At 61.0% G+C, this 20,184-nt stretch carries 14 protein-coding genes and 2 pseudogenes; 1 reads left to right on the top strand and 15 read right to left on the bottom strand.

Translation table 11 applies throughout. The features are described 5' to 3' along the window. Positions 1-23: 23 nt before the first annotated feature. From BXA01_RS09305 to arcD (BXA01_RS09250), 12 genes are all read right to left on the bottom strand, one after another. Positions 24-512: an RDD family protein gene (locus tag BXA01_RS09305; protein ID WP_076563939.1), complete on the bottom strand. Its 489-nt coding sequence runs from the start codon at positions 510-512 to the stop codon at positions 24-26. 97 nt (positions 513-609) lie between these two features. After that, positions 610-822 carry a cold-shock protein gene (locus BXA01_RS09300; protein ID WP_003227496.1) on the bottom strand — a complete coding sequence of 71 codons (213 nt, stop codon included), beginning with the start codon at positions 820-822 and terminating at the stop codon, positions 610-612. A 403-nt stretch (positions 823-1,225) separates the two neighbouring features. Next, positions 1,226-2,350 carry a glycine cleavage system aminomethyltransferase GcvT gene (gcvT, locus tag BXA01_RS09295; RefSeq protein ID WP_076563938.1) on the bottom strand — a complete coding sequence of 375 codons (1,125 nt, stop codon included), beginning with the start codon at positions 2,348-2,350 and terminating at the stop codon, positions 1,226-1,228. A 51-nt stretch (positions 2,351-2,401) separates the two neighbouring features. Then, positions 2,402-3,778, bottom strand: coding sequence for an L-serine ammonia-lyase (locus BXA01_RS09290; RefSeq protein ID WP_076563937.1), 1,377 nt, complete (start codon positions 3,776-3,778; stop codon positions 2,402-2,404). 176 nt (positions 3,779-3,954) lie between these two features. Continuing rightward, entirely contained in the window at positions 3,955-6,807 is a 2,853-nt protein-coding gene (gene gcvP, locus BXA01_RS09285) for an aminomethyl-transferring glycine dehydrogenase (protein ID WP_076563936.1), read from the bottom strand. 11 nt (positions 6,808-6,818) lie between these two features. After that, on the bottom strand, positions 6,819-7,202 hold the full coding sequence (gene gcvH / locus BXA01_RS09280) for a glycine cleavage system protein GcvH (protein ID WP_039758162.1): 384 nt from the start codon (positions 7,200-7,202) through the stop codon (positions 6,819-6,821). Between the two features lie 434 nt (positions 7,203-7,636). Continuing rightward, on the bottom strand, positions 7,637-9,145 hold the full coding sequence (locus BXA01_RS09275) for a sigma-54-dependent transcriptional regulator (RefSeq protein WP_024014077.1): 1,509 nt from the start codon (positions 9,143-9,145) through the stop codon (positions 7,637-7,639). 204 nt (positions 9,146-9,349) lie between these two features. Then, on the bottom strand, positions 9,350-9,712 hold the full coding sequence (locus tag BXA01_RS09270; protein ID WP_041479784.1) for a DUF5064 family protein: 363 nt from the start codon (positions 9,710-9,712) through the stop codon (positions 9,350-9,352). 62 nt (positions 9,713-9,774) lie between these two features. Continuing rightward, positions 9,775-10,704: a carbamate kinase gene (gene arcC / locus BXA01_RS09265; RefSeq protein WP_076563935.1), complete on the bottom strand. Its 930-nt coding sequence runs from the start codon at positions 10,702-10,704 to the stop codon at positions 9,775-9,777. A gap of 160 nt (positions 10,705-10,864) precedes the next feature. Continuing rightward, on the bottom strand, positions 10,865-11,875 hold the full coding sequence (locus BXA01_RS09260) for an ornithine carbamoyltransferase (protein WP_024014074.1): 1,011 nt from the start codon (positions 11,873-11,875) through the stop codon (positions 10,865-10,867). 68 nt (positions 11,876-11,943) lie between these two features. After that, positions 11,944-13,200: an arginine deiminase gene (arcA, locus tag BXA01_RS09255; protein ID WP_016773516.1), complete on the bottom strand. Its 1,257-nt coding sequence runs from the start codon at positions 13,198-13,200 to the stop codon at positions 11,944-11,946. Between the two features lie 35 nt (positions 13,201-13,235). Beyond that, positions 13,236-14,663 (bottom strand): arginine-ornithine antiporter, encoded by a 1,428-nt coding sequence (gene arcD, locus BXA01_RS09250; RefSeq protein WP_016773517.1) that lies wholly within the window; start codon positions 14,661-14,663, stop codon positions 13,236-13,238. 439 nt (positions 14,664-15,102) lie between these two features. Here arcD (BXA01_RS09250) and arcD (BXA01_RS09245) point away from each other — a divergent pair, with 439 nt between their 5' ends. After that, the gene (gene arcD / locus BXA01_RS09245) at positions 15,103-16,530 is read left to right on the top strand and encodes an arginine-ornithine antiporter (protein WP_076563934.1); all 1,428 of its coding nucleotides are present in this window, start codon (positions 15,103-15,105) and stop codon (positions 16,528-16,530) included. 105 nt (positions 16,531-16,635) lie between these two features. Here arcD (BXA01_RS09245) and BXA01_RS09240 read toward each other — a convergent pair whose 3' ends face one another. The 3 genes and pseudogenes from BXA01_RS09240 to BXA01_RS27660 form a co-directional block, all read right to left on the bottom strand. Continuing rightward, a complete protein-coding gene (locus tag BXA01_RS09240; protein WP_076563933.1) occupies positions 16,636-17,982 on the bottom strand; it encodes a CoA transferase in 1,347 nt (448 codons plus the stop codon). A gap of 199 nt (positions 17,983-18,181) precedes the next feature. Then, positions 18,182-18,709: pseudogene (locus BXA01_RS27665) on the bottom strand (methyl-accepting chemotaxis protein); the annotation flags it as partial. A gap of 378 nt (positions 18,710-19,087) precedes the next feature. After that, positions 19,088-20,047 (bottom strand): annotated as a pseudogene (locus BXA01_RS27660) (PDC sensor domain-containing protein); the annotation flags it as partial. Positions 20,048-20,184 lie beyond the last annotated feature (137 nt).

Below are 20,184 nucleotides of genomic sequence, written 5' to 3'. Positions count from 1 at the left end.
AGGCCGACTCTTGAGCATGGAAATTATTTGCTCTTCTTCGGGATTCGCACCACGCACGTATCCGAATAGATGTCGTGCCAGGTGCGTTTCTGCTTGTCGAACAGCGACCAGAAGAACCCCAGCCCGATACACAACCACGACGCGATCGACACCATAAAGCGCAGCAGCGACTGCCACAGGCTGATGGCCGTGCCGTCGTTGTTCTGCACGCGAATGCCCCACACCTGCATGCCGAGTGTCTGCCCGCCATGGGTCCAGAACTTGGCGAAGAAGCCGAACAACACCAACAGCAGCACCGTGGAGTAGAGCGGATCGCCATCGAGCTGGCCGGCATCGGTCATTGCCCGCAGACGTTCTTCGCCGACAATGGCGGCCTGGATCAGCTTGTAGATGAATCCGGTGACGATCAGCAGGGCGGTGCACAGCAGGAAGTCGTAGAACATCGCCGCCAGACGACGACCAAGAGCAACGGGAGGAAAGTCCCCTTGCGGCGTGAGCAGGTGTTTCGACATGGCAGCCTCAAGGCGTGAATGGAAGCGCCATTTTACGGATTAGCGCGCACAAAAAAGCCCCTGATATCAATATCAGGGGCTTTTTCGTATCAGAAGATCAGGCTTCTGCTTGTACTTCGTCAGCCTGCATGCCTTTCTGGCCTTGCACAGCAACGAAAGTCACTTTCTGGCCTTCTTTCAGGCTCTTGAAGCCGTTGCCCTGAATGGCGCGGAAATGTACGAACAGATCCGGACCGCTTTCTGGAGTGATAAAACCAAAACCTTTCTCGTCGTTAAACCACTTGACGGTACCGCTCTGACGTGTGGACATTTCTTATTTCCTTTGACGCATAAATTGATGACAGCCCCTTTCACATGAAAGAGTACTGGAGCTGGTTGCAAGGAGTAAGAAGACGTCGAGCGGGATGTAGCTAACTTGTAGGCTACTGCCCAGGTCACGATTCCAAGCTGACCCATGCAAACACAGTGGACAAACTCTACGCCAACTACGGGAGAAAAAACAAGCCCTGCGAAGGCCCCGGTTTTACTGCTCTTCGCGGAAATTAGACAGTTCACTAGTGCAGTCTTAGACGATTGTCTGGTTCAGTTTTTTGCAGTCGTTATAAGCAACGTTCATATTCGAAACAGATGTTAAAAAACGCACTGTTTTATGGCGATTGCGTTACACATTAGTGCACGCATAACGCAATCGCGTTACTTATAGAAACAGTCGATCAACCGCGATAGTAGCGTTGTGGAACAAATGGCATTTTGCTTACAAGCATTTGCACCTTTTTCCCACGGACGATGGCCCACACAGGTGTATCGAGCGCGACGTAAGCGGTGTCAAGGTAACCCATCGCCAATGGCCCGCCCAAAGTCGGACCAAAGCCGCCACTGCAGACGCTGCCGATGGTCTCGCCGGCCTCGTTGACGATTTCTGCGCCTTCACGCACCGGGGTGCGCTCCTGCGGCAGCAGGCCGACGCGTTTGCGTGCGACACCGTTCTGTTGCTGGGCAAAAACAGTCTCCGCCCCCGGGAAACCGCCGGCCCGCGCGCCATCCGCGCGGCGCGGCTTGGAAATCGCCCACAACAGGCTGGCCTCGATCGGCGTGGTCTCGGTGTTCATGTCATGGCCGTACAGGCACAGGCCGGCTTCCAGACGCAGCGAGTCGCGGGCGCCAAGACCGATGGCCTGGACCTCTGGCTCGGCTAGCAGGGCGCGGGCTAGTTTCTCCCCTTCAGCGGCCGGTACCGAGATTTCAAAACCGTCTTCACCGGTGTAGCCCGAACGGCTGACAAAGCAATCGACGCCGAGCAACGACACACGGTTGAACTGCATGAACGTCATCTTCGCCACGTCCGGCGCAAGACGCGCCAGCACCGTGACGGCTGCCGGACCTTGCAGGGCGAGCAGGGCGCGCTCTTCGAACAGCGCCGTAATGGTGCACTGATCGCCGATGTATTTTTGCAGATGCGCGAGATCCTGATCCTTGCACGCGGCGTTGACCACCAGGAACAACTCGTCATTGCCCAGATTGGCAACCATCAGGTCGTCGAGGATGCCGCCGCTTTCGTTGGTGAACATCGCATAACGCTGCATGCCCACCGGCAGGTCGACGATGTCCACCGGCACCAGGGTTTCCAGGGCTTTGGCCGCATTGGCACCGGTCAGACGAATCTGGCCCATGTGCGAGACGTCGAACAACCCGGTTTGCTCACGGGTGTGCTGGTGTTCTTTCATCACGCCGAGCGGGTATTGCACGGGCATGTCGTAGCCGGCGAACGGCACCATGCGCGCGCCGAGTTCGAGGTGCAATGCGTGCAGCGGGGTTTTCGACAGGTGTTCGGTGGTCATGCGGGACTCCTTGATTCATACCAATCCTCTCCCACAGGGAGAGGGGGCTAATTAGCATTCGATAATGTTGACCGCCAGGCCGCCGCGGGCGGTTTCCTTGTATTTGCTTTTCATGTCGGCGCCGGTCTGGCGCATGGTGCGGATGACTTTGTCGAGGGAGACGAAATGCTGGCCGTCGCCACGCATGGCCATGCGCACGGCGTTGATCGCTTTCACCGAGCCCATCGCGTTGCGCTCGATGCACGGGACTTGTACCAGGCCGCCGATCGGGTCGCAGGTCAGGCCGAGGTTGTGTTCCATGCCGATTTCCGCGGCGTTCTCGACTTGCTGCACGCTGCCGCCGAGCACTTCGCACAAGGCGCCGGCCGCCATTGAACAGGCCACACCGACTTCACCCTGACAACCGACTTCGGCGCCGGAGATCGAAGCGTTTTCCTTGTAGAGAATGCCGATTGCGGCAGCGGTCAGCAGAAAGCGCACGACGCCGTCGTCATTCGCCCCGGGAATAAAACGCATGTAGTAATGCAGCACCGCCGGAATGATCCCCGCCGCGCCATTGGTGGGCGCAGTGACCACGCGTCCGCCGTTGGCGTTTTCTTCGTTGACCGCCAGTGCATAAAGATTGACCCAGTCGAGCACCGACAGCGGATCGCGCAGGGCCGATTCCGGGTTCTTGCACAATTGCCGATGCAGCGCCGCCGCCCGGCGTTTGACCTTCAAACCACCGGGCAAAATGCCTTCGTTGCGACAGCCAGCAGCGACGCAGTCCTGCATCACTTGCCAGATTTTCAGCAGGCCGGCGCGGGTTTCGGCTTCCGGGCGCCAGGCGCTTTCGTTGGTCAGCATCACCTGACTGATCGACAGGCCATAGGTGGCGCAATGACCGAGCAAATCCTTGGCACTTTTGAACGGAAAGGTCAGCGGCGTGGCGTCTTCGACGATGCGATCGGCACCGGCCGCATCTTCATCGACAACGAAACCACCGCCGACCGAGTAGTACTCGCGACTGCGGATCTGAATCCCCGCCGCATCGAAGGCGCGAAAGATCATGCCGTTGGGGTGATAGGCCAGCGGCTTGCGGATCATCGCCAGATGTTCTTTCTCGTTGAACGCAATGCTGTGTTCGCCGAGCAGGTTCAGTCGTCCATTGCCGCGAATTTCTTGCAGGCGCGTGGCGACGGTTTCGGTGTCGACTGTGTCCGGGTGCTCGCCTTCAAGGCCGAGCAGCACGGCTTTATCGCTGCCGTGACCTTTGCCGGTAGCACCGAGCGAACCGTACAGCTCGACACGCACGCTGGCGGTGCTGGTCAGCAGGTTTTCACGGCGCAAGCCCTCGGCGAAGCGCGCAGCCGCGCGCATCGGGCCGACGGTGTGGGAACTGGAGGGACCGATGCCAATCTTGAACAGGTCGAACACGCTTAACGACATAGGGGCTCCTGCGGAGCAGTTGTGAGCTTCAAGCTGCAAGCTGCAAGTAAAAGCGGATCGGGTTTTCCTTGCGGCCTCTATAAGGCCTCAGTGCATGCAGCAAGACACAAGCCGCAAGTTAAAAGCAGATCAGCCCTTACTTGCAGCTTGCAGCTAGAAACTTGCAGCTGCCGCTCTTAAGCGTAGCTTTCGATCGACGGGCAGGCGCAGACCAGATTGCGATCGCCGAAGACGTTGTCGACGCGGCCGACCGGCGGCCAGTATTTGCCTTCGATCAGCGACGCGACTGGGTATACGGCTTGCTCGCGGCTGTACGGGTGGGTCCATTCGCCGACCAGTTCCGCTGCGGTGTGCGGGGCGTTTTTCAGTGGGTTGTCTTCCTTGTCCAGGGTGCCGTTTTCCACTGCGCGGATTTCTTCGCGGATGCGGATCATCGCGTCGCAGAAGCGGTCCAGTTCTTCCTTGGATTCGCTTTCGGTCGGCTCGATCATCAGCGTGCCAGCGACCGGGAACGACATGGTCGGCGCGTGGAAACCGAAGTCGATCAGGCGTTTGGCGACGTCATCGACGCTGATGCCGCTGCTGTCTTTCAATGGACGCAGATCGAGGATGCACTCGTGTGCGACCAGGCCGTTGCTGCCGGTGTACAGCACTGGGTAATGCTCTTCGAGGCGACGGGAAATGTAGTTGGCATTGAGGATCGCCAATTGCGAAGCGCGCTTCAGACCAGCGCCGCCCATCATGCGGATGTACATCCAGGTGATCGGCAGAATGCTTGCGCTGCCGAACGGTGCCGCGCAGACCGCGCCTTCCTTGCGTTCCATCTGGCCGTGGCCCGGCAGGAACGGGGTCAGGTGCGATTTGACGCCGATCGGGCCAACGCCCGGGCCGCCACCGCCGTGCGGGATGCAGAAGGTTTTGTGCAGGTTCAGGTGCGAGACGTCGCCGCCGAACTTGCCCGGTGCGCAGAGGCCGACCATGGCGTTCATGTTGGCGCCGTCGATATACACCTGGCCGCCGTTGTCGTGAATGATCGCGCAGATCTCGCGGATGCCTTCTTCGAACACGCCGTGGGTCGACGGGTAGGTGATCATCAGCGCAGCGAGGTGCTCGCGGTGCTCGATGGCTTTGGCGCGCAGGTCTTCGATGTCGACGTTGCCGCGGGCATCGCACGCGGTGACGACCACGCGCATACCGGCCATTTGCGCGGTGGCCGGGTTGGTGCCGTGGGCCGACGACGGGATCAGGCAGATGTCGCGGCGCTCGTCGCCACGGCTCTGGTGGTAGGCGCGGATCGCCAGGAGACCTGCGTATTCGCCTTGCGAACCAGCGTTCGGTTGCAGCGAGATCGAGTCGTAACCGGTGGCGGCGCAGAGCATCGCTTCCAGCTCATCGGTCAATTGCTGATAACCGGCGCTCTGTGCGGCCGGAGCGAACGGATGCAGCGCACCGAATTCAGCCCAGGTGACCGGGATCATTTCGCTGGCGGCGTTGAGTTTCATGGTGCACGAGCCCAGCGGGATCATGGTGCGATCGAGTGCCAGGTCCTTGTCGGCCAGTTTGCGCAGGTAGCGCATCAGCTCGGTTTCCGAGTGATAACGGTTGAACACCGGGTGGCTGAGGATCGGCGACTGACGAACCAGTGCAGCTGGGATGGTGCTTTGCACCGAGGCGGCGAGGGTGGCGAAGTCCGGCAGGGTCTTGCCGTCGGCGAACAGGCTCCACAGGGTTTCGATATCAGCCTGAGTGGTGGTTTCGTCGACCGACAGGCCCAGACGCTGAGCGTCGATCACACGCAGGTTGATCTGCTGAGCGTGCGCCTTGGCGTGCAGCGCGGCGGTGTGTGCGCCGGTAGCAACGGTCAGGGTGTCGAAGAAGTTTGCCTGCTCGACTTGAGCGCCCAGCGCGGTCAGGCCCTTGGCCAGAATCGCGGTCAGGTGATGCACGCGGTTGGCGATCTGGGTCAGGCCTTTTGGACCGTGGTAGACGGCGTACATGCTGGCGATGTTGGCCAGCAGCACTTGGGCGGTACAGATGTTCGAGGTGGCCTTCTCGCGGCGGATGTGTTGCTCGCGGGTCTGCATCGCCAGACGCAGGGCCGGCTTGCCGAAACGGTCAACCGAGACACCGACCAGACGGCCCGGCATGTCACGCTTGAACGCATCTTTGGTGGAGAAGTAAGCAGCGTGCGGGCCACCGAAGCCCAGCGGCACGCCGAAGCGTTGCGCCGAACCGATGGCAACGTCGGCACCGAATTCGCCCGGTGCGGTCAGCAGCGTCAGGGCCAGCAAATCAGCGGCCACCGCCACCAGAGCGTTGGCGGCGTGGAAGCGCTCGGTCAGCTCGCGGTAGTCAAACACATCACCGTTGCTCGCCGGGTATTGCAGCAGCGCGCCGAAGAACGGCGTGACGTCAGTCAGTTCGCGCTCATCGCCCACGACCACGTCAATACCGAGCGGCTCGGCACGGGTGCGCAGCACGTCGAGGGTCTGCGGATGGCTGTGGATCGAGGCGAAGAACTGGTGGCTGCCCTTGTTCTTGCTCAGGCGTTTGCAGAAGGTCATGGCTTCGGCAGCGGCGGTGGCTTCGTCGAGCAGGGAGGCGTTGGCGATCGGCAGGCCGGTAAGGTCGCTGATCATGGTCTGGAAGTTCAGCAGCGCTTCGAGACGGCCCTGGGAAATTTCTGGCTGGTATGGGGTGTAAGCGGTGTACCAGGCCGGGTTTTCCAGCAGGTTGCGCAGGATCGGCGACGGCGTGTGACAGTTGTAGTAGCCCTGGCCGATGTAGGTCTTGAACAGCTGATTCTTGCCGGCGATGGATTTGATCATCGCCAGGGCGTCGGCCTCGCTGAGGCCGTCGTCCATGCCGAGCACGCTGGTGCCCTTGATGCTTTCCGGGATGACGCTGGCGCTCAGCGCTTCGAGGGAATCGTAGCCCAGGCTGTTGAGCATGGCTTGCTCGTCACCGGCGCGCGGGCCGATGTGACGGGCGATGAATTCGTTGGCGGTGCCGAGATTGATGGCGGTCATGGGGTAATTCCTCAGGCTTCGGCTTGGGCTTTGATCAGGCGGTCATAGGCGTCCTGATCGAGCAGTTTGCCGACAGCGGCGGCATCGCTTGGCTGAAAGCGGAAGAACCAGCCTTCGCCCAGCGGATCTTCGTTGACCAGTTCCGGGGCATCTTGCAGCGCCGGGTTGACTTCCAGCACGTCGCCATCGAGCGGCATGTACACGCCGCTGGCGGCTTTCACCGATTCCACGGTGGCGGCTTCAGCGCCTTTTTCGTAAGCCTGCAGCTCAGGCAGTTGCACGAACACCACGTCGCCCAAGGCGTTCTGCGCGAAAGCGGTGATGCCGACAGTGACACTGCCGTCGGCTTCGGTGCGCAGCCATTCGTGATCTTCAGTAAAACGCAACTCGCTCATGGAAACTCCTCAGGGGCCAGACTCGTCTGGTGGACGCGGTGGAAAGCTTGGGGCGGGGAAGCCCTTTATAGATGGAGAGTCAGGTAGCAAGAATGCGGCCAAGGTTGATTTACCCATACAAATCAATGGGTTGCTTGGTTTTGGCGTTTATTGGGATGCTGGAGTTGTAGCGAAATCGCTACAGCGTGGGGCGAGGAGAAAAGCTGAACGGGATCAAAGCGTTGCGCAGCGCTGGTCATAGACGGGTGTAGCGATATCGTTCCGCTGTAGCGCTTTCGGTACAGGTGGAGGTCGTTTTTAACGCAGATCGAAGGACTTGTGGCAAAACCTGTGGGAGCTGGCTCGCCAGCGATAGCGGTGGGTCAGCCAACACTGATGTCGAATGTGCTGCCGTCATCGCTGGCAAGCCAGCTCCCACAGGGTATGAGGTGATCTCAGGGTTTGTTAGGAATGCCGTACTTGCGCAATCGGTGGGCGATGGCGGTGTGCGAGGTCTGCAAGCGGCTCGCCAGTTGCCGGGTCGAGGGATAGCTGACGTAGAGCTTTTCCAGCAGCTCTCTCTCGAATGCTTCGACCGCTTGCTCGAGGCTGTCGACATCGGTATCGGCCTGGCGCGCCACCGAAGTGCCGGCGATGTCGAGGTCACCGATATCGACCAGGCTGCTCTCGCAGATCGCCGCTGCGCGAAAAATCACGTTCTGCAATTGCCGCACGTTGCCCGGCCAGCGATTGCCGAGCAGCGCCGGATAAGTGCCGGGCGCCAGGCGGCAGACCGGGCGCTGGATCTGCGCACAGGCCTGCTGCATGAAGTAGCGCGCCAGCAGCAAAATGTCCTGACCGCGTTCACGCAGCGGCGGCACTTCGACGTTGAGCACATTGAGGCGATAGAACAGGTCTTCGCGGAACAGGCCTTCGCTGACCATTTTTTCCAGATCGCGGTGCGTCGCGCTGAGGATGCGCACGTTGACCTTCACTTCACGATCACCACCGACGCGGCGGAAGCTGCCGTCGTTGAGAAAACGCAGGAGTTTGGCCTGCAAGTACGGCGACATCTCGCCGATCTCATCGAGGAACACCGTGCCCTGGTTGGCCAGCTCCATCAGTCCCGGTTTACCGCCACGTGCAGCGCCAGTGAAGGCGCCGGGGGCGTAGCCGAACAGTTCGCTCTCGGCGAGGTTTTCCGGCAGCGCTGCGCAGTTCAACGCCAGAAAAGGAGCACTGTGCCGCGCACTGATCGCGTGACAGGCACGGGCCACCAATTCTTTACCGGTGCCGGTTTCGCCCTGAATCAACAGCGGTGCATCAAGGGCGGCGACCCGTTGCGCGCGGGCCTTGAGCGTGCGGATCGCCGGAGACTCGCCGAGCAGGGCGTCGAAGCCTTCGGCATGGTCGTGGTGCAGTGCCGAGAGTTGTTCGCCAATGCGGTTCGGTTGATACAGGGTCAGCAGGGCGCCGGCGTCGGTGATCGGCGTGGCGTCGAGCAGCAGGGTCTGGCCGTTGACGGTGATTTCGCGCAGCGGCAGGCGAAAGCCGTTTTCCAGCAGGGTGTCGAGCAGACCGGGATCGTTGAACAGCGCCGAGACGCTTTCGCCGGCCGGTTCGCGACCGTACAGGGCAATCAACGCCGGGTTGGCCAGCAGCACCTTGCCGGCGCTGTCGAGGGCCAGCACCGGGTCGGTCATCGCTGCGAGCAGGGCATCTAGCTGCAGATGCCGACGCTGACCGGGGAGGATATCGACCACCGTCACCGCTTCCACGCCGAGCACGCGAAACAGCGCATCTTTCAGTTCTTCGAGCACTTGCGGGCTGAGGGTCGGCGCGTCGATGTAGACGTTCGGCGGGATCATCTCCACCGCATCCAGATTGAGATTGCGCCCACCGAGGATAGCCAGGACTTCCTGGGTGATGCCGACGCGGTCGATGAAGCTGACGTGGATACGCATGGGGGCGGTTCAGTGATCTGCAGAGCGGAGGGGGGCAAGTATGCCTTGGGGCGGGCTAATGGTGAAATCTGTGTCCCTGCGCTGATCGTTCCCACGCTCTGCGTGGGAGTGCCGCCACGGACGCTCCGCGTCCGCTGTGACGCGGAGCGTCACGGGATGCATTCCCACGCGGAGCGTGGGAACGATCAGTGTGGTGGATTCGGATTATTCGAAATGCTCGAGGTTCACCGGATCCCCCGACTGCATATTCAACTTCTGCCGAATGTCTTCAAACATCAGATCGTAATGCTTGTGCACCGAGCCGATCTGGCTGTGGGTCTTGGGTATGCCGTACTTCTCGGCGATCCGCGTGACATCGCGGGCGAAGTTGTAGGCCTCTTCCTTGGGCAGGAAAAATGCCTCCTTCATGTCCTTGCCCTGCATGCTGCCGTGCAGGGTGAACTGAATCCCCTTGCCTTTCTGCGGGTCGGTGAACACTTCATAGTCCAGATGCACGTTGTAATTGACGTCATCGTCGGTCAACGCGTGCCGCTCGATATGCAGATGACCGGGTTCGAACTGGGCCATTGAGCTACTCCTTTCAAGGCATGGAAGCGGAGCAGGCCTTGAGCCTGCCCCGGCGTTTATTGTTATCGGTAGCTGATCCCCGGCTTCGCCGTGCTGACCCGCGTACCGGCGGTGCCCTGGACGATGGCTTCGATATCGGCCAGCGAACCGATCACCGCGACCTTGCCAGTATGGCGCGCGAATTCGCAGGCTGCCTCCACCTTCGGTCCCATGGAGCCGGCGGCGAAACCAAGGCGCTCAAGTTCGTCCGGGTGGGCTTCGGCGATGGCTTTCTGCGTCGGCTTGCCGTAGTCGATGAACGCTGCGTTGACGTCGGTGGCGATCACCAGCAGGTCGGCTTCCAATTGCTCGGCAAGCAACGACGAACACAGATCCTTGTCGATCACCGCCTCGATACCCTTGAGGTTACAGTTTTCGTCATACATGGTCGGAATGCCGCCGCCACCAGCGCAAATGACGATGCTGCCCTTGTCCAGCAGCCACTTGATCGGACGGATTTCGAAGATGCGCTTCGGCCGTGGACTGGCCACCACGCGGCGGAATTTGTCGCCATCCGGGGCAATCGCCCAGCCTTTTTCGGCGGCGAGTTTTTCCGCTTCGGCTTTCTCGTAGACCGGGCCGATCGGCTTGCTCGGCTTCTTGAAAGCCGGGTCGTTGGCATCGACTTCAACCTGGGTCAGCAGGGTGGCGAACGGCACTTCGAAGTCGAGCAGGTTGCCCAGTTCCTGTTCGATGATGTAGCCGATCATGCCTTCGGTTTCGGCACCGAGCACGTCCAGCGGGTAGGGGGTGACGGAGGTGTAGGCCGCCGCTTGCAGCGACAGCAGGCCGACTTGCGGGCCATTGCCGTGGGCGATGACCAGTTGGTTGCCGGGATGGATCTTGGCGATTTGCTCGGTGGCGATGCGGATGTTGGCGCGCTGGTTGTCAGCGGTCATCGGCTCACCACGGCGGAGCAGGGCGTTACCGCCCAGGGCTACGACGATACGCATGGTGCATGTCCTTCTAGAAAACAGTGAGTTCGTGCAGGACGAATGCGATCCCTGTGGGAGCCGGGCTTGCCCGCGATGACGGTGTATCAGTCAGTGTTTATGTCGGCTGACACACCGCCATCGCTGGCAAGCCAGCTCCCACAGGGACCGGGCCGATCAGTTAGAGATCAGCCAGTGTCGAGACCAAAATCGCCTTGATCGTGTGCATGCGGTTTTCCGCCTGCTCGAAGGCGATGCAGGCCGGCGACTCGAACACGTCGTCGGTCACTTCGATGCCGTTTTTCAGGTGCGGATACTGCTCGGCGATCTGTTTGCCGACCTTGGTGTCGCTGTTGTGGAACGCCGGCAGGCAGTGCATGAATTTGGTACGCGGGTTGCCGGTGGCCTTCATCAGGTCGGCGTTGACCTGATACGGCAGCAGTTGCTGGATACGCTCGGCCCAGGCTTCCACCGGTTCGCCCATCGATACCCAGACATCGGTGTGAATGAAGTCGACGCCTTTGACCGCTTCTTTCGGATCTTCGGTGAGGGTGATGCGTGCGCCGCTTTCCTCACCGTATTTTTTGCAGCGCGCCACCAGATCGTCCAGCGGCCACAGGGCTTTTGGCGCGCAGATGCGCACGTCCATGCCGAGCTTGGCGCCGATCAGCAGCAGCGAGTTGCCCATGTTGTTGCGCGCGTCACCCAAGTAGGCGTAGCTGATTTCGTGGATCGGCTTGTCGGCGTGCTCACGCATGGTCAGCACGTCGGCGATCATCTGGGTCGGGTGATATTCATCGGTCAGGCCGTTGAACACCGGCACGCCGGCGAACTTGGCCAACTCTTCGACGATTTCCTGTTTGAAGCCACGGTACTCGATGGCGTCGTACATGCGCCCGAGCACGCGGGCGGTGTCCTTCATGCTTTCCTTGTGGCCGATTTGCGAGGAGTTCGGGTCGATGTAAGTGACGTTGGCGCCTTGGTCATAGGCCGCCACTTCGAAGGCGCAACGGGTGCGGGTCGAAGTTTTTTCGAAGATCAGGGCGATGTTGTTGCCCTTCAGATGCTGTTGCTCGGTGCCGGTGTATTTCGCGCGTTTCAGATCGCGGGACAGGTCGAGCAGGTAACGCAGCTCACGTGGGGTGTGGTGTTCCAGGCTGAGCAGGTTACGGTTGTGGATGTTAAACGCCATGATGATTCTCCTTGGATTCGGTAATCGGCCCGGCCGCTACGGGATGGGTGCGGCCGGGGGACGGTCGTTTAGTAATCGATCGGGTCACGGATGATCGGGCAGGTCATGCAGTGGCCGCCGCCACGGCCGCGACCAAGTTCGCCAGCGCTGATGGTGATGACCTCCACGCCAGCCTTGCGCAGCAGGGTGTTGGTGTAGGTGTTGCGGTCGTAGCCGATGACCACGCCGGGCTCCATCGCCACCACGTTGTTGCCGTCGTCCCATTGCTCGCGTTCGGCGGCGAAGCTGTTGCCGCCGGTTTCCACCACGCGCAGTTTCGGCAGATTCAGCGCCGCAGCGACGGTGTCGAGGAAGCTGCCTTCTTCGCGGCGGATGTCGATGCCGCCCTGTTTGCTTTCGTCAGGGCGCAGGGTGAAGGCGACGATCTGGTTGACCACTTCCGGGAAGATCGTCACCAGGTCGCGGTCGCAGAAGCTGAACACGGTGTCCAGGTGCATTGCCGCTCGGGACTTCGGCAGGCCGGCGACGATGACTTTTTCCACCGCTTTGTTGTTGAACAGGTTCAGCGCCAGTTGGCCGATGGCCTGACGCGATGAGCGCTCGCCCATGCCGATCAGTACCACACCGTTGCCGATCGGCATGACGTCGCCGCCCTCAAGGGTGGAGTTGCCGTGATCCTTGTCCGGGTCGCCGTACCAGATCTCGAATTCGGCGTTGGTGAACTGCGGATGGAATTTGTAGATGGCGGTGGTCAGCAGGGTTTCCTGACGGCGCGCCGGCCAGTACATCGGGTTCAGCGTCACGCCACCGTAGATCCAGCAGGTAGTATCGCGGGTGAACTGGGTGTTGGGCAGCGGCGGCAGGATGAAGCTGGAGTGGCCGAGGAAATCGCGGAACATCTGGATGGTCTTGCCACCGAAGCTGTCCGGCAGATCATCGGCCGAGACGCCGCCAATCAGGAATTCGGCGATGTGGCGTGGCTCGAGGCTTTTCAGCCAGGATTTCACTTCGCTGATCAGGCCCAGGCCCACCGAGTCGGCGGTCACCTTGCGCTCAAGAATCCAGTCCAGCGCTTCGGGGATGGCGACGATGTCGGTCAGCAGGTTGTGCATTTCCACCACGTCGATGCCGCGTTCGCGCATTTTGGTGACGAAGTCGAAGTGATCGCGCTTGGCCTGCGCCACCCACAGCACGTCATCGAACAGCAGTTCATCGCAGTTGTTCGGGGTCAGCCGCTGATGGGCCAGACCTGGGGAGCAAACCATGACTTTACGCAGTTTCCCGGCTTCGGAGTGGACGCCGTACTTCACTTTTTCCGTGGTCATTTCTGTGTTCCTCCAGATGACAATTCAATCAGGGGTTACAGCGTCAGGAAGCCATCGTAGAGACCGTAGGCCGCCACCACGGCGCCCACGACCACTGCGGCGAAAATCAGCTTCTCGACGTTGGTGAAAACCGGTTGTTTGAGTTCCAGCTTGGCCTTGGCGAACAGGATCGCGCCGGGCGCGTAGAGCAGGGCCGACAGCAGCAGGTACTTGACCCCGCCGGCGTACAACAACCACACCGCATAGATCAGGGCGATACCGCCGATGATCAGATCCTTGCGCCGCTCGGCGGCAAAGCCTTCGTAGCTCTCGCCGCGCACCGCCAGCAGCAGGGCATAGGCCGCCGACCACAGGTACGGCACCAGAATCATCGAGGTGGCGAGGTAGATCAGCGACAGGTAAGTGCTGGCCGAGAACAGGGTGATGATCAGGAACACCTGCACCATCGCGTTGGTCAGCCACAGGGCGTTGACCGGCACATGGTTGGCGTTTTCCTTGCGCAGAAACTCCGGCATGGTGTGGTCTTTGGCGGCGGCGAACATGATCTCGGCACACAGCAGCACCCACGACAGCAGCGCGCCGAGCAGCGAGATGATCAGGCCGACGCTGATCAGCACCGCACCCCAGTGACCGACCACATGCTCAAGCACGGCGGCCATTGACGGGTTCTGCAGTTTCGCCAGTTCCGGCTGGGTCATGATGCCCAGCGACAGCACGTTCACCAGCACCAGAAACAGCAGCACGGTGATGAAGCCGATCACCGTAGCCTTGCCGACGTCCGAGCGTTTCTCGGCACGGGCGGAGAAGATGCTTGCGCCTTCGATGCCGATGAACACCCAGACGGTGACCAGCATCATGTTGCGCACCTGGTTCATCACACTGCCCAGGTCGGGGTTTTTCACGCCCCAGATGTCGGCGGTGAAGATGTCCAGTCTGAACGCGAAGACTGCGATCAACACGAACAGCAGCAGCGGCACGACCTTGGCGACCGTGGTCACCAGGTTGATGAACGCCGCTTCCTTGATCCCGCGCAACACCAGGAAATGCACGCCCCACAGCAGCAAGGACGCGCCGATCACCGCCGCCGGGGTATTGCCTTCGCCGAAGATCGGAAAGAAATAGCCGAGGGTGCTGAACAGCAGAACGAAGTAACCGACGTTGCCCAGCCAGGCGCTGATCCAGTAGCCCCAGGCGGATGAGAAACCCATGTAGTCGCCGAATCCGGCCTTGGCGTAGGCGTAGACACCGCCGTCCAGGTCAGGCTTGCGATTGGCGAGGGTCTGAAAGACGAAAGCGAGGGTGAGCATGCCGACTGCGGTGATGGCCCAGCCGATCAGCACTGCACCGACGTCGGCGCTGGCGGCCATGTTTTGTGGCAACGAAAATATCCCGCCACCGATCATTGAACCGACTACCAGTGCAACCAGTGCACCGAGTCTTAGTTTTCCGGGCGCTTCAGACATTTGCATGACTCCATTGCAGGAAAGGAGAGCTCACAGCCTAGTACTGTTGTCTGTTCGAACAGCTGACATGGATCAGTGCATGGTCACATTCCATTGTTAATGAATGACTTGTCCGCCCGTTGCGGGCATAACGCTGTGGACTGAAAGGCCCGTTCCAGAGGCATTTAGCTGATGCAATCGGGAATAACTGTTAATGCTTTCGAACTATGACGCTAGTTGCTTTTCAGCGTTTGGCAAATGGCGGTCATCTTTTCGCAGTACAGAATTGATTAATCAGGATCAGCGCACAAAACTGTCTTAAACGTGATAAGCGTTATCGTGGTCGGCTATATATAACGGGTGCGAGATTCGGCATTACCTGATAAACGTCATCTACCCTTAGGCTTTTAGTCAGGTGTTGTTACAAATAAACAACAACGGCTCTTTCAAGGAGATCTGCATGTCGCAACCGACGCAAAAGCTGCGCCTTGGTGCGTTGATCGCGCTGGTGGTCGGGTCGATGATCGGCGGGGGGATTTTCTCGTTGCCGCAAAACATGGCGGCGCGCGCCGATGCCGGGGCGATCCTGATCGGCTGGGGCATCACCGCAATCGGCATGCTGACGCTGGCCTTCGTCTTTCAGACCCTGGCCAATCGCAAACCAGAGCTGGACTCGGGCGTCTACGCCTACGCCAAGGCCGGGTTTGGCGATTACATGGGTTTTTCGTCGGCGTGGGGTTACTGGATCAGCGCCTGGCTGGGCAACGTCGGCTATTTCGTCTTGCTGTTCAGCACCCTTGGCTATTTCTTCCCGGTGTTCGGTCAGGGCAATACGCCGATCGCCATCGGCTGCGCTTCGGTGCTGTTGTGGGCGGTGCATTTTCTGGTGATGCGCGGGATCAAGGAGGCGGCGCTGATCAACCAGTTGACCACCGTGGCCAAGGTTGTGCCGCTGATCATGTTCATCGTCATCGCTGCCGTCGCGTTCAAGGCTGACATCTTCACCCGCGACATCTGGGGCCGCAGCAACCCGAACTTCGGCGGGGTGATGGACCAAGTGCGCAACATGATGCTGGTCACCGTTTTCGTCTTCATCGGCATCGAAGGCGCCAGCGTCTATTCGGCTCGCGCAGAAAAACGCAGCGACGTCGGCCGCGCCACGGTGATCGGGTTTCTCGGCGTGCTGGCGCTGCTAGTGCTGGTCAACGTGCTGTCGCTGGGGATCATGAGCCAGCCGGAACTGGCCAATCTGCAAAACCCATCACTGGCAGCGGTGCTCGAGCACATCGTCGGGCCGTGGGGTGCGTTGCTGATCAGCATCGGGCTGGCGATTTCGCTGCTCGGTGCATTGTTGTCCTGGGCCTTGCTCTGCGCGGAAATCCTTTTCGCAACGGCCAAGGACAAGACCATGCCGGCGTTCCTGAAGAAGGAAAACAAGAACCACGTGCCGGTCAACGCGCTGTGGCTGACCAATGTGATGATCCAGATTTTCCTGCTGATCACGCTTTTTTCGGCGGGCACTTACACCAGTCTGATTTACCTGGCCTCGTCGATGATTCTGGTGCCGTACCTCTGGTCGGCGGCCTACGCGGTGCTGCTCAGCGGGCGCGGCGAAACTTACGAACACGCCTCGGCGGAACGTACCAAGGATCTGCTGATCGGCGGCATCGCCCTGGTTTACGCGGTGTGGCTGTTGTATGCCGGGGGAGTGAAATATCTGCTGCTGTCGGCGCTGCTGTATGCGCCGGGGGTGATCCTGTTTGCCAAGGCCAAGCGTGAACAGGGCCAGCCGGTTTTCACCACGGTGGAGAAAGGGATTTTTGCCTGCGTGGTGATCGGTGCGGGGCTGGCGGCGTATGGGTTGTATAGCGGGGTGTTGAGTTTGTAGGCGGGTTTGCTTTGGCCGGGCAGGCCCCTTCGCGAGCAGGCTCGCTCCCACAGGACTACGCGAATCCATGTGGGAGCGAGCCTGCTCGCGAAGGCGGCCTCAAAATCACCACTGCGCCCGATGTGACCCCAATTCGGCGGCGGGCCAATCCCACCGCACCGCCGTCCCGCTGATCTGCAGCGGCACGCGCAACCTCCGCGCCGGCCCCCACGCGGTGTGTTCAATCGCCGGATCCTGATCCAGTGCATCTTCGGCCCGCAGCAGGTCATGCGTCCCCGGCCCATGCTCGAGCAACAGCTTCGCCGTACGCGCCAGCGACAACCGCGCCGAACCCCCGCGACCGCTGGCCAGTCGTTCAGTCAGCAGCCTTATTGCACTCGCCGCCAGCAGATACCCGGTCGCATGATCCAGTGCCTGCACCGGCAGTGGCGTCGGTTTATCGCTGTGCTTCCAATGCTGTCCGGCCTCTGCAATGCCGCTGCTCATCTGCACCAGGCTGTCGAAGCCCCGGCGGTTCTGCCAGGGGCCGCTCCAGCCGTAGGCGTTGAGGCAGACATCGATCAGCCCCGGTGCCAGTTGCCTTCGGCGTTCAATACCAAACCCCAGATGTTCCAGCGCATCGGCGCGATAGCCGTGGAGCAAGATGTCGGCGTCTTGCAATAAACCTTCGAACACTGCGCGATCCGCTGGCACTTGCAGATCCAGCCGCGCGCAGCGTTTGCCGAGGGTCATTTCCGGAACGACGCCGGGTTCGTTCCAGCTCGGTGGATCGATGCGCAGCACGTTTGCGCCCAGCCCAGCGAGGAAGCGGCTGGCGGTGGGACCGGCGAGGACGCGGGTCAGGTCGAGCACCTTGATCCCGGTCAGAGGTCGTGCGAGCGAACCTTGCCATGGGCTGCGGTTCTCGTCTGTCTGCTCGATGAATTGCACCAGCGCTTCGGCATTCACCGCCAGCCCCTGCGGGTGTTGCTGCCACTGCGCCCAACTGCGCATCTCGGCGGCGCAGCCGTTGGCGTCGACCACTGCTTGTTCCAGATCCGCACTGTCCCATTGCGCGACTTTTGCCGCCATTGCGGCACGATCGGCGCAGGCACCGAGCACGCGTTCAGCGGCGGCGCGGTGATGCGGGGCGTTGGTGTGCAGACGGATCCAGCCGTCCCGGGTCGCATAGTCGCCGGCGATCGCATCCCATAAGGGCGGCACCTGCCAGCCGATCGGGCGCAGCGAGGTGGAGAACCACAACGAGGCCAGACGGCGGTCGACTGCAACCGCTGGCAAGTGCCCGATTTGCGGGTGGAGCAATTCGCTGAGCGCTTGCCCGGCAGCGGCGATGCTGGCGCAGGCCAGTTCAGTGACTGCGAACGCCGAGGGCAACGCGCCGTCACCGTTGAAGGGGATCGGCGTGTGGGGCAGGCCGAGTGCGGTTTGGATGGACGTGAGCAGATCAGTCATCGAAGGCCCTCCGGAACGAGAGGGCGATGATAGTGCAAAAGAATCGCGGTTTAGATGAAACCGCAGGGTGAACACTTACCCCTGTGGGAGCTGGCTTGCCAGCGATAGCGGTGTGTCAGCCACAGAATGGTCAACTGACCTGCCGCCATCGCTGGCAAGCCAGCTCCCACAGGGATTTTTGTTGTTCCCGCTCTGGCGGCTAGACGCGGAACTGATCCATCAATTTCATCTGCTGGCTCGCCAGACTGTTGAGCTGGCTGCTGATCGCTGCCGATTCGGTAGCCTGCTCGGTCAGGGTTTCGGTGACGGTGCGGATCGCCGAGACGTTGCGGTTGACCTCTTCGGCCACTGCGCTTTGCTCTTCGGCGGCACTGGCGATCTGCAGGTTCATGTCGCTGATCACCGTCACCGCGTCGCTGATCTTGCCCAGCGCATCAACGGCCTGACGAATCTGCCCGGCGTTGTTGTGCGCCTGGGTCTGGCTCGAGTGCATGGTCGCGACCACGCCACGGGTGCCGGTCTGGATGCGCTCGATGACGATGCGGATTTCTTCCACCGAATCCTGCGTGCGCTTGGCCAGGTTGCGCACCTCGTCGGCGACCACGGCAAAACCGCGACCGCTTTCGCCGGCGCGGGCGGCTTCGATGGCAGCGTTGAGGGCCAGCAGGTTGGTCTGTTCGGCGATGCTGCGAATCACTTCCAGCACCGAGCCGATCTGCTCGCTGTTGACCGCCAGCGCTTCGACCTCGGTCACCGCTTTGCTGACTTCATCGGCGAGTTGATTGATGTCGCGGGTGCTGCGCTCGATGATCGCCATGCCGTCCTTCGCCGACTGATCGGCACCCTTGGCCGCGTTGGCTGCGTTCGAGGCACTGTTGGCGACGTCGTGGGCAGTGGCGCTCATTTCGTTGGAGGCGGTGGCGACCTGATCGATTTCGCGGAACTGCACCTGCATGCCTTCACTGGTCTGGCGGGCAATTTCCGACGACTGATCGGCCGTGCCGCGCGCTTCGGTGATGCTCTGTTTGATCTGCGCGATGGTCGGCTGAAGCTTGTCGAGGAAGCGGTTGAACCAGTTCACCAGTTCGCCCAGTTCATCTGTCTTGCTGTAGTTCAGGCGCTGGGTCAGATCGCCTTCGCCGCTGGCGATGTTCTTCAGCATCTCGGCGACGCTGTTGATCGGACGGGTGACGCCGGAGGCGGTGAGCCAGATCAGCAGCAGGCCGACCAGACCGGCCACGCCCGCTACCAGCAGGGCAGTGATCACGCCGGTTTGTTGTGCGTCATCGAGTACCGCTTGCAGCTTCACCGAGTCGGCCAGCAGCACGTGCTCGGGCAGGTCGATGACCACGCCCCAGGCGCGCGAATTGCCGATCGGGTCGACCGGGTAAACCGCGCGAATCAGCTCGCCCTGTTGGAGAATTTTTACCGTGCCGCTGCCGACCAGTTGCAATACATCCTTGCCATCGGCGCCGAGGGTGTCGCTGATTTTTTTGCCGACCCGCGTCGCGTCAGCACTGTCGGCCGCCAGCACACCGCTGCCGGAGACGATCAGCATGTGCCCGGCGTTGTTGAACAGGCTGCGCTGCGAGTCGACGGCGGCGGCTTGCAGGGCGTCGAGCGCGATGTCGACACCGACCACACCGATCGCTTTGCCGTCGACCATCACTGGCACGGAAATGGTCGTCATGAGCATTTCCTTGCCACCGACGGTGTCGGCATACGGGTCGAGCAGGCAGGTGCGTTTGTTGTCGCGAGGGCAGGTGTACCAACTGTTGTACGGCGTGCCGCTGACGCTGAGGGTGGTCTTGGTCAAGTCGTCCTCGACCATGATCGTATTCAGTGCGGCGCCGGCGGCACGACTCCAGTACGAGGCGAATCGCCCGGCTTCGTTGGACTGCCGCGCGGCATCGTTGGCGAATTCGCTGTCCTTGCCGTCGAGGCCGTTGGGTTCGAAGGCCAGCCAGATGCCAAGGACTTTATCGTTGCGCTCGAAAGCGGTTTTCAGACTTTGGTTCAGCTCTTCCCGAACGGCGCCGGCTTCGAGTGAACGCTTGGCGGCCATCGTCCGCAGATCCTTGATCTGGTCGGCGAGGGCGGTGACCACCAGCAGGCTTTCGCCAAAGGTTTTCTGCACCCGCACCGCTTGTTCGGCGGCCTTGGCCTGCAGCAGGTTCTGCACGCTGGCGGTGAGCAACTGGT

This window comes from Pseudomonas sp. B10, assembly GCF_900156235.1.
GTDB lineage: Bacteria > Pseudomonadota > Gammaproteobacteria > Pseudomonadales > Pseudomonadaceae > Aquipseudomonas > Aquipseudomonas siliginis.
The sequence above is the reverse complement of the archived record's forward strand: the minus strand, read 5'-3'. Positions and strand labels throughout refer to the sequence as shown.

Excerpts from the sequence above, each read along its gene's own strand:
- BXA01_RS09305 (WP_076563939.1), bottom strand. The coding sequence starts at position 512 with ATGTCGAAACACCTGCTCACGCCGCAAGGGGACTTTCCTCCCGTTGCT.
- BXA01_RS09300 (WP_003227496.1), bottom strand. The coding sequence starts at position 822 with ATGTCCACACGTCAGAGCGGTACCGTCAAGTGGTTTAACGACGAGAAA.
- gcvT (WP_076563938.1), bottom strand. The coding sequence starts at position 2,350 with ATGACCACCGAACACCTGTCGAAAACCCCGCTGCACGCATTGCACCTC.
- BXA01_RS09290 (WP_076563937.1), bottom strand. The coding sequence starts at position 3,778 with ATGTCGTTAAGCGTGTTCGACCTGTTCAAGATTGGCATCGGTCCCTCC.
- gcvP (WP_076563936.1), bottom strand. The coding sequence starts at position 6,807 with ATGACCGCCATCAATCTCGGCACCGCCAACGAATTCATCGCCCGTCAC.
- gcvH (WP_039758162.1), bottom strand. The coding sequence starts at position 7,202 with ATGAGCGAGTTGCGTTTTACTGAAGATCACGAATGGCTGCGCACCGAA.
- BXA01_RS09275 (WP_024014077.1), bottom strand. The coding sequence starts at position 9,145 with ATGCGTATCCACGTCAGCTTCATCGACCGCGTCGGCATCACCCAGGAA.
- BXA01_RS09270 (WP_041479784.1), bottom strand. The coding sequence starts at position 9,712 with ATGGCCCAGTTCGAACCCGGTCATCTGCATATCGAGCGGCACGCGTTG.
- arcC (WP_076563935.1), bottom strand. The coding sequence starts at position 10,704 with ATGCGTATCGTCGTAGCCCTGGGCGGTAACGCCCTGCTCCGCCGTGGT.
- BXA01_RS09260 (WP_024014074.1), bottom strand. The coding sequence starts at position 11,875 with ATGGCGTTTAACATCCACAACCGTAACCTGCTCAGCCTGGAACACCAC.
- arcA (WP_016773516.1), bottom strand. The coding sequence starts at position 13,200 with ATGACCACGGAAAAAGTGAAGTACGGCGTCCACTCCGAAGCCGGGAAA.
- arcD (WP_016773517.1), bottom strand. The coding sequence starts at position 14,663 with ATGTCTGAAGCGCCCGGAAAACTAAGACTCGGTGCACTGGTTGCACTG.
- arcD (WP_076563934.1), top strand. The coding sequence starts at position 15,103 with ATGTCGCAACCGACGCAAAAGCTGCGCCTTGGTGCGTTGATCGCGCTG.
- BXA01_RS09240 (WP_076563933.1), bottom strand. The coding sequence starts at position 17,982 with ATGACTGATCTGCTCACGTCCATCCAAACCGCACTCGGCCTGCCCCAC.